A 6458-nucleotide genomic window follows, 5' to 3' on the forward strand; every position below is an offset into this window, starting at 1 on the left:
GAAATTATCATGACTTTAGCAACTAAACTTATTCTCATTGCCGCACTGGTTTTAAGCATTTTCATTCCATTCGGATATTACCTGCTCGGAGAAAAAAATAAAGGACGTTATAAATGTGCACTTGCCTTCAATGTTCTTTCTTACTTTGGAACCTTCCTTGTAGCAGGGATCATGCTCTTTGGAAGTGTACCGGTACATGCGGCAGACGCCGCTGCCTCAGGCGCAGGTCTTGCAACCGGTCTTGGTTACATTGCAGCAGCTCTTGTTACCGGTCTTTCCTGCATCGGTGGCGGTATTGCCGTAGCAAGTGCAGCAAGCGCAGCTCTTGGAGCTATCAGCGAGGATTCCAGCGTCCTTGGTAAATCCCTTATCTTCGTAGGTCTTGCAGAAGGTGTATGCCTGTACGGTCTTATCATCTCCTTCATGATCATCAGCAGACTGTAATCATGAAAATGTATCTGATCAGTGACAACGTGGATACTTATACCGGAATGCGGCTTGCCGGCGTGGACGGTGTCGTAGTTCATGAAAAGCAGGAGCTGCGTGATGCGCTGGAAACTGCCATGAACGACAAGTCGATCGGTATCATTCTTCTGACGGAACGCTTTGGAAGAGAATTTCCGGATCTCATCGATGAGATCAAGTTAAAAAGAAAGATGCCTCTTCTGATCGAAATTCCGGACAGACACGGAACAGGACGTAAAAAGGATTTCATTACCTCATACGTCAATGAAGCGATTGGACTGAAACTTTAACTAGAAAGGCATAGAAGGTGAGACAATGACGCTTGAAGAGAAAATAGCGCATTTACAGGAAACGGTCATGACTGAAGCCCGTTCTGAAGGAAATGCGATCATTGACAATCACAAAAAAGCGCTTGAATCTTTATTTGAAAAGCATAAAAAAGAAGCGACCGCACAGTCTGAGGTCCGTATCAAATCCGAGACCTTAAGAGCCAGAAGGCAGGTAAATCAAGCTGCGGCAAAAGCCGAAACCGAACTGAAACGTGCTCTTGGCAAAACACAAAATGAATTAAAAGTCAGGCTGTTTGATGAAGTAAAGGAACTTCTTTCTGACTTTACAAAAACAGACGAATATCTGGACTATCTCTGCAGCAAAATCCGCGAAGCCGCACGCTTTGCAGATGGCGAGGAGATGACCATTTATATTTCTCCTTCTGATAAGGAGAAACAGACAGAACTGGAAAAACGTACCGGCATGACGATCACCATCAGTGAATATGATTTTATGGGCGGTATGCGTGCTGTAATCCGAGGCCGTAATATTCTGATCGATCACAGCTTCCAGGCTGCAGTCGATTATGAATATCATCAGTTCAGTTTTGCAGCAGGAGGTGCAGGAATTGAATAAGACAGCAACTATTTATGGAATAAACGGTCCGGTCATCTATCTGAAGGGTGACACCGGATTCATGATGTCGGAAATGGTCTATGTGGGAAAGGAAAAGCTGGTTGGCGAAGTTATTTCCCTGGACAAAGACATCACGACTGTTCAGGTCTATGAAGAGACTTCCGGGCTGAAACCGGGAGAAATCGTAGAGGCTTCCGGAAGTCCGGTATCTGTAACTCTGGCACCTGGAATCCTGAACAATATTTTTGACGGAATCGAACGCCCGCTTGAGCAGATCGCAAATGTGGGCGGCGGTGCATTTATCACCCGCGGCGTCAGCGTTGATTCGCTTGACCGCGACAAATTATGGGATACCCACATCACCGTGGCCAAAGGAGATTACCTTCATGGCGGAGATATTATAGCGGAGGTTCCGGAGACCAGTGCGATCGTACACAAATGTATGGTTCCGCCGGATGTGGAAGGTGAAGTAATCTGCTGCGCGTCGGACGGAGAATACCGGATTGAAGATACACTTGTCACTCTGCGGCTTTCCGACGGAACAGAAAAACAGCTCAACATGATACAGCACTGGCCGATCCGTAAGGCGCGCCCGACAAGCTACCGTTTCCCGGCAAGTGTCCCTCTAATCACCGGACAGCGGATCCTGGATACCATGTTCCCGATCGCAAAGGGTGGAACTGCCGCAATCCCAGGCGGATTCGGTACCGGAAAAACCATGACCCAGCACCAGATCGCCAAATGGTCTGATGCCGATATTATCATCTACATCGGCTGCGGCGAGCGTGGAAATGAAATGACACAGGTGCTGGAAGAGTTTTCAGAGCTTGTGGACCCAAAGAGCGGCAATCCGCTGATGGACAGAACCACTCTGATCGCCAATACCTCCAACATGCCGGTAGCTGCCCGTGAAGCAAGTATTTATACCGGACTTACCCTGGCTGAATATTACCGTGACATGGGCTATGACGTAGCGATCATGGCAGACTCTACTTCCCGCTGGGCGGAAGCCTTACGTGAGCTTTCCGGCCGTCTGGAAGAGATGCCGGCAGAAGAAGGTTTCCCGGCTTACCTTGCCAGCCGTCTGTCTGCTTTCTACGAGCGCGCAGGCATGATGCATAACTTAAATGGCAGTGACGGATCCGTGACCATTATCGGCGCCGTATCGCCTCAGGGAGGCGATTTCTCCGAGCCGGTCACACAGAACACCAAACGTTTCGTCCGCTGCTTCTGGGGCCTGGACAAGAGCCTTGCCTACGCAAGACATTTTCCGGCGATCCACTGGCTGACCAGCTACAGCGAGTATCTGACCGATCTCGCCGCCTGGTACCACGACAATGTATCACCCAAATTCGTTGACTACCGCAACCGCATCATGGCACTTCTGAACCAGGAGAGCAGCCTGATGGAAATCGTAAAGCTGATCGGAAGTGATGTACTTCCGGACGATCAGAAACTGGTTCTGGAAATTGCAAGAGTCATCCGTCTCGGATTTTTGCAGCAGAATGCATTCCACAAGGATGATACCTGTGTCTCTCTGCAGAAGCAGTACAAAATGATGGAAATCATTTTATATTTATACAAACGCTGCCGCGAACTGGTAGCCATGAATATGCCAATGTCTGTCCTCAAGGAGGAAAATATTTTTGAACGTGTCATTGCGATCAAATACGATGTTCCAAATGACAATCTTCAGCTTCTTGACCAGTATCTGGCAGACATTGATGCTTTCCATGACCGCATCATGGAAAAGAACGCGTAAGGAGGGAAAATAAAATGGCAATTGAATATTTAGGCCTCAGCAGCATTAACGGCCCTCTGATCGCGCTGGAAGGCGTTCAGGATGCTTTTTATGATGAAATCGTAGATTTTGTCGTAAACGGAAAAGAACACAAAATGGGACGTATTGTGGAGGTCTACAAGGACAAAGCAATCATCCAGGTATTTGAAGGCACGGAAAATATGTCTCTTAACAATACCCACACCAGACTTACCGGACATCCGATGGAAATCGGTCTGTCCGAAGAAATGCTTGGAAGAACCTTTAACGGAATCGGCGAACCGATCGACGACCTTGGACCGATCACGGTTGAAGAGGTGCGCGATGTCAACGGACTTCCGTTAAATCCGGTCAGACGTGAATACCCTCGTAACTATATCCGCACCGGAATTTCTGCGATTGACGGACTGACCACACTGATCCGTGGACAGAAGCTGCCGATCTTTTCCGGCAACGGTCTTCCGCACGACCAGCTTGCCGCACAGATCGTAAAGCAGGCTTCTCTGGGCGGCAGCACGAATGAGGATTTCGCCATCGTATTCGCCGCAATGGGTGTCAAGCATGACGTAGCTGATTTCTTCCGCAGAACCTTTGAGGAGAGCGGTGTTGCAAACCATGTGGCAATGTTCCTGAACCTTGCCAACGATCCTGTCGTCGAGCGTCTGATCACCCCGAAGGTTGCGCTGACCGCCGCTGAATACCTTGCATTTGAAAAAAATATGCACATTCTGGTCATTCTTACCGATATGACTTCCTTTGCCGAAGCCATGCGTGAGGTTTCTTCTTCCAAAGGAGAAATCCCAAGCCGTAAAGGATATCCGGGATATCTGTACAGTGAACTTGCCACCTTATATGAACGTGCAGGAATCGTAGAAGGAGTAAATGGTTCTGTCACACAGCTCCCGATCCTGACCATGCCAAATGATGACATTACCCACCCGATCCCTGACCTGACCGGTTATATCACCGAAGGACAGATCGTACTTGACCGGAATCTTCACGGACAGGCAATCTACCCGCCGATCAGCGTTCTTCCGTCCCTGTCCCGTCTGATGAAAGACGGTATCGGAAAAGGATATACCCGGGAAGACCACCAGGACCTGGCAAACCAGCTTTTCTCTGCATATGCTAAAGTAGGAGAGGCTCGGAATCTTGCTTCCGTTATCGGAGAAGACGAGCTTTCTCCGATTGACAAGAAATACCTGGAATTCGGAAAGGCATTCGAGGAGCGTTATATCGGCCAGGGACCGAATGAAAACCGTACCATCGAGGAAACCCTGGATCTTGGCTGGGAACTGCTTAGAATCCTTCCAAAAGAAGAACTTGACCGTGTCGATACCAAGATTCTTGACGTATACTACAAAGGCTAAGGAGGGAAGTCTATGGATCCACGTTCATTTCCCACCAAGGGAAATCTGATACTTGCGAAAAATTCACTGACACTTGCCAGACAGGGATATGAGCTGATGGACAAGAAGCGGAACATTCTGATTCGCGAGCTGATGGGCTTAATCGACGAAGCAAAGGATATTCAGGAAGAAATCGATAAAACCTTCACCTATGCCTATCAGTGCCTTCAGAGGGCGAATATCGAGCACGGGATCAGTACAGTAGAAGAACTTGCCTATACAGTTCCGATCGAGGATTCTATCCGCATCCAGACGCGAAGCATTATGGGAACAGAAATCCCGAAAGTGAAGTACGAAAAAGAAAATACCAGACCAACCTATGCATTCAGTACTTCCAGAGAATCCATCGATATCGCCCGTGATGCATTCTGCCGTGTAAAGGAGCTGACACTCAAGCTTTCTGAGGTAGAAAATGCAGCGTACCGGCTGGCTTCAAGTATCAAAAAGACACAGAAAAGGGCAAATGCCCTGAAAAATATTACGATTCCGATGTATGACAATCTCGTATATACGATTACAAATGCACTGGAAGAGAAGGAACGGGAAGAATTTACCCGACTGAAAGTGATCAAACGAATGAAAAACAAATAATATTTCTGAAAAAATCATAAAATATAGAAAATATATTGACAATACACCCGTTTTGTTATATAACTTATAGAACAAATAAGATTACAAAAGCAATAGATTTTACAAATCAGGGGGTGAGCATATGACTTTTTGGAAAGTATCCGACACCAGAATGAACTGCCTTATCACAGAAGCAGAGATTGCCGCACTTGGCTACTCACTGGAAGATCTGACACAGGACAGGGAGCGTACCGAAGAATTTTTGAATCTTCTTCTCAAGAAAGGGAAAGAAGTTCTTGGGCTTAACACAGACAATGGAATCCAGGGATTTTACGGTGCATTTCTTCCTGACCGGAGCCTGATGCTGTCGATCTCCTGCCAGGCTGAGAATTCTCTGGAATCCATCCAAAAAGATGGTTCTGAAGCTTCCGGTATGCTGATCGAGCCTGACAGCAGTGAGAAAGAGACCGTTCGCTGGCAGATTCTCTTTCCAAGTCTGGATAATGCAATCGACTTCTGCAAGATCCTTGGATACGGCCAAGCATCAGAAAGCCGTCTGTATAAAGATGACGGTGTCTACTACCTGATGGTAGACTTCCCGAATACAGAAGACGGCAATAAAAAGGCTCAGCGCATCGTATCCGCCGGTGAATTCGGTGGCATGGTCGAAAAAGATGCAATTTCTGAAGCTTATCTGAATGAACATGAAAAATGCCTCCTGAACAAGGATGCAATCAATATTTTATGCAAGATGTAGTAGAAGGGGACTAAAATAGTCCCCTTTTTAGTACACGAAATAGATTTTCCTTTATTTTTCCACAGATCCAGTAACTTTCCGAAAATGAAATAAACGATTACTTTTATATATGTCTCCATCTGTTACATATGTCTCCATCTGTAGAAACAGATTCTAAAAAAAGAGCACCGTCCCCGATGCTAATTCATCAAAAACAGTGCTGATACTGCGCCTTCAGGGATTCGAACCCTGGACAAATAGATTAAGAGTCTACTGCTCTACCAACTGAGCTAAAAGCGCATACATTATTCGGTTTTCCGTAACGCAAGATTTATTATATAAGACAGCTATAAAAAATGCAAGCTTTTTTTTCATAAATTTTAAAATTTTTTTAAATAGATTTTTTTGCTGAAAAAGAATGTGCCAAGGCACATATAAAAAAGATCATGTGTACCGTCCGAAATTCGAACACATGATCTTTTTTGTGTACCTTTTAGGGTGGTTTTTTTCTTATCACTTAAATGAAAAACTAAATTCCGGTTTTGGACCAAATGCAAGAGTAAATTCCATATAGGTAGAAGTTTCTTTTGCA

7 protein-coding genes and 1 tRNA gene are annotated in these 6458 nt (G+C 46.1%); 7 read left to right on the top strand and 1 reads right to left on the bottom strand.

The genetic code is table 11. The annotated features are described in order from the left end of the window. Positions 1-9: 9 nt before the first annotated feature. The 7 genes from AB5213_RS12175 (at position 10) to AB5213_RS12205 (ending at position 5887) form a co-directional block, all read left to right on the top strand. A complete protein-coding gene (locus tag AB5213_RS12175; protein ID WP_008371120.1) occupies positions 10-444 on the top strand; it encodes an ATP synthase subunit C in 435 nt (144 codons plus the stop codon). Between the two features lie 2 nt (positions 445-446). Next, complete coding sequence (locus tag AB5213_RS12180) at positions 447-755, top strand: V-type ATP synthase subunit F (protein ID WP_008371119.1); 309 nt, start codon at positions 447-449, stop codon at positions 753-755. 25 nt (positions 756-780) lie between these two features. Continuing rightward, entirely contained in the window at positions 781-1371 is a 591-nt protein-coding gene (locus AB5213_RS12185; protein WP_055248772.1) for a V-type ATP synthase subunit E, read from the top strand. Beyond that, positions 1322-3133 (top strand): V-type ATP synthase subunit A, encoded by a 1812-nt coding sequence (locus AB5213_RS12190; protein WP_082421065.1) that lies wholly within the window; start codon positions 1322-1324, stop codon positions 3131-3133. Before AB5213_RS12185 ends, AB5213_RS12190 begins: the two co-directional genes overlap by 50 nt. A gap of 14 nt (positions 3134-3147) precedes the next feature. Beyond that, positions 3148-4521: a V-type ATP synthase subunit B gene (locus AB5213_RS12195; protein WP_008371111.1), complete on the top strand. Its 1374-nt coding sequence runs from the start codon at positions 3148-3150 to the stop codon at positions 4519-4521. A gap of 12 nt (positions 4522-4533) precedes the next feature. Then, positions 4534-5151, top strand: coding sequence for a V-type ATP synthase subunit D (locus tag AB5213_RS12200; RefSeq protein ID WP_008371109.1), 618 nt, complete (start codon positions 4534-4536; stop codon positions 5149-5151). A 121-nt stretch (positions 5152-5272) separates the two neighbouring features. Next, positions 5273-5887, top strand: coding sequence for an adaptor protein MecA (locus tag AB5213_RS12205; protein WP_008371107.1), 615 nt, complete (start codon positions 5273-5275; stop codon positions 5885-5887). A gap of 206 nt (positions 5888-6093) precedes the next feature. On the opposite strand, the gene AB5213_RS12210 is transcribed toward AB5213_RS12205, so the two are convergent. Then, a tRNA-Lys gene (locus tag AB5213_RS12210) sits at positions 6094-6166 on the bottom strand. Positions 6167-6458: the final 292 nt, after the last annotated feature.

The organism is Coprococcus sp. RTP21204st1_G4_RTP21204_210225, assembly GCF_040915385.1.
In the GTDB taxonomy this organism is placed as follows: domain Bacteria; phylum Bacillota; class Clostridia; order Lachnospirales; family Lachnospiraceae; genus Allocoprococcus; species Allocoprococcus comes.